The organism is Okeania sp., assembly GCF_983059655.1.
In genome coordinates this window covers 1-3,414 of the sequence record NZ_CEZPJD010000832.1, presented here as the reverse complement: position 1 = coordinate 3,414, position 3,414 = coordinate 1, and the positions used below count along the sequence as shown (strand labels likewise).

The following is a 3,414-nucleotide window of genomic DNA, read 5'->3' as shown; positions in this document are numbered from 1 at the left end:
TCTATATTCCAATGACCTCCACAAGGTTCTGCATTATCAAATCCATATAAACACTTACCTGTTTTTTGCGCTTCATTTCCTAATGGTCCAGATAAAATATAAACTGGAATATTTTCTTGTTTGCCAAACGCTTCTATTCTCCGGTCTGGATAATATAAATCTGACAAATTATGAGAATTTTTAAATTTTTCACGGTGTTCCAAACTGGGATGCACCTGATGAGAATCACTAACTGCCATTAACATAAAATCTCCATTCTTTTCATAGACTTCATCCCTCATTAACCTAATTAAATCTTCCGTTACTTTCCAAGCTTTATCCCAGTCAGAATTTGATTGAGGTTTTTGATAAAAAGAAACAATAGTTTTGCCATAATCATTTAAAAATTGACGTGGTTTAGCATCCATATCAACTTTTCTAATTAGCTGTAAAATTCGAGAATTTTTGACTGACCAAATTGGTAATATATCAACCATTGAAAAAACATAACGACCTCTTGACCAAGGTTTCATTGTCCTGAATGACATATCTAACTCTAATTGACCATTTTTATAGATAAAATAAGGTCTGAGATGGTCGTGGTCTAAAGGGCGATAATTATTACGGAGGTCGTTACCAGCATAAAAAGCTAATATTACTAAATCTGGTGCATAATCCCAAACATGATGTCGTAAAGTCATCAATTCTTGAGCTGTGCCATAACCCTGTACGCCAAAATTCATTACCTCAACTTTCCGGTCTTTTAAGACAGGACATGGCTGTAATTTTTGCTCCATAATTGCACCATAAGTGTCCTCCAATTTGACATGAAATGCTTCTGTAAAAGAATCTCCTAATAAAGCAATTCTTAATCCATTTTTGGGTTTAATTTTAGTACGTTCATAATCCCTAAACCCTCCACTATTCATTTTTAATTCTGAAGGTATACCTTCTCCTTTCCAAAATGCTGTAGCATTAGGATTTCCTGCCCAACCTCTATTCGGATCTTTAGTAGTATATAGAGATTTATTTTCTGATTTTTCATCTGTTCTGGGTGGTGGGGGATGTGCAATTCCTAATATTCTTAATCCTACTTCTCCCACTATCAAAGCAAATACAAATGTAACTATTGTTATTCCTATATTTACTACTAAATTTTGTCGCTTTTTCATCAAAAATAGTTGCTGAAGACCCACACTTTAACGAAGCCAGAAGTTATTGTTGTAACAGGGATTTGAGTAAGGCTCAAAAAATATTATATAGCGCTGTGCGCAGACAATAGGCAACAGGCAATAGGCAATAGGGGGAATAAATTGCAGATAATATAAGACTTTTAGCTATTTGGCCACTCCTGCAATTTGTAAATATACCAGCGCTCATTGCTATACCAATTTGAAAAAAGAATGTTACGAATAATAAGTGCAAGAAAAAAATTTTGTAGGAAATATCCCTTTGACAAAAAATAGAATTTACTAACTGAAAACTGGTATTAAATCTATTCATTACTGGCTCCTGAATTGCAGGATTGCTGTTTGTGGAGCATGACAAACGGAAATTCTAAGAAATACCCTAGCTATTTGTAGCAAACATTTATCAAATTGGTATTACGCCTTAAAAAGCGGGGTTTTAGACCCATATTATTTTGATAACCTTTGATTTAGTTTCGGGAAGAAAGCAACCAGCAAATAAATTACTTTCCTCGGTGTATTTAGAACAAACTTAAAAGTTAAAAAATCTGACTTTTCAGCTTTTGATATCTCTACCCCCTTTCCTTCAACTGCTATATTACTCTAATTTTTATCTTGATTCTCCATTACATTTTTGATGGAATTAACAACAAAATTTTCTAAGATTATATCTCCAATAAAATTATAGTGGCAGCATGCATCTCGATAAACTACTTCTTTTTCTTCATCAAAAATATTCACGCCATTAAATATATTAACGTTGGCTTCTCGTAAACTACTAATTTTAGACAACAACTTTGGATAACCTTTTTTAACTCCTGTTGAATAAGGATGTCCTTCAATAATTAGAACTTTTTCTGCCGGGCTAAAAACTCTTTCAGTAGGATAATATTGATTGGGTTGAATAAAGTGAAAATACCATTTATTTCTCTCGGCTAAAATATGGCTCATTGTTAGTGATGATTCATACCAATTTTCTGCTATCTTCTGAAAAGCTATTTCATCTTCTAATACTTCAGACATCTTATTCAAATGTACTAGACTGTCAGTATCAAGATTTTGAGAATTTCGAGCTATCTGTTGATCGTATTTAATAATCTCTTTTTGATAGCTTTCTAATAATCCTTTGACTTGCAAACTTCTCAAACTATGACATGAAGCTAGTTGACAACTTTCTAACTTATTAATAGCAGTTGATAAATTCTGTTTCAGTTCGCTAATTTGAACGATCGCCTTCATTACAGACAGATCATCACTAGCTAACCTTGTTAGAGGTAAAATATGTTGTATGCTTGGTAGAGTTAATTCTATTTTTTCCTGATTATTTTGATGAGATAGTGCTACTTCATTAAAACCATCTATATTGATGACCATATCAAATTCTTGGCCGATAGAAAGAAAATAATTTAAAATCAATAATTGCTGTGGTTGTTTATAACCTCCGCCTGCAAAACATAAGATGATTATTTCTTTATCTGCTAACTCAGGTATAGTTTTTAAGTTATTAATAAATGCTTCATTACCTCTAGATTGATTAATATTAAGACCCACAGCAAAGTTATTAGCAACTGAACCGCCAAATATACCAATAATAAATTGATTTTTATTACTTTTAATAAAAGGATAATTGTACTGAGAGACAAAACCATAATTATTAATTTCTATTCCCGATTCTTCATGGGTAAAACTTCCTGCTTTTAACACATAGCCAAAAAACGGATGTATTCGCTCTAATATTGATTCATTATTTAAATCTGCACCAAGTCTAGTTCCAGTTTTTTCGAGGTCTTCTCTTACTTTGGAAATAGTATTTTCTCTAGCATAGAATAGTCGATTTTCCTGAAAATAATAAAAACCTAATGATACAATCTCTAATCCTAAAAATACTAAAACTGAGTTAATTGTAACTAGACTGAATCCTGTTTTGATTCCCTGCATCCATTTAAAATTTTTCATGGCATTGCTGAGTTTTTATTTACCAAATAATTAAGGTTTATAGTAGAAGGAAAAAGGCATAAGGCATAAGACAGAAGGAAAAACATTGCTTTGTCTGAGTTTTCAATTTTTGATATGTCCTCACTTTTCCTTCCACTGCTATAAATCTTTTTACTTAAAGAAGAAATAAAGACAAAAAATCCTATTCGCCAATCCCATCAATTTTTAAGGGAGAGAAAAATAAATTTTAATTATTAATTACCGAATAATTAACTTATTAATAATTAAATAATTCGGGTTTAAAGCCTCCCCT

The 3,414-nt window shown here is 31.8% G+C and carries 2 protein-coding genes; both read right to left on the bottom strand.

What is annotated here, in order from left to right; translation table 11 throughout:
- Window positions 1–1,151, bottom strand: a 1,151-nt coding sequence (locus tag AC3DU7_RS29050; RefSeq protein WP_488042730.1) for an SGNH/GDSL hydrolase family protein, incomplete at its 3' end; no start/stop codon positions are given.
- 618 nt (window positions 1,152–1,769) lie between these two features.
- The gene (locus AC3DU7_RS29045) at window positions 1,770–3,122 is read right to left on the bottom strand and encodes a hypothetical protein (protein ID WP_488042729.1); all 1,353 of its coding nucleotides are present in this window, start codon (window positions 3,120–3,122) and stop codon (window positions 1,770–1,772) included.
- Window positions 3,123–3,414: the final 292 nt, after the last annotated feature.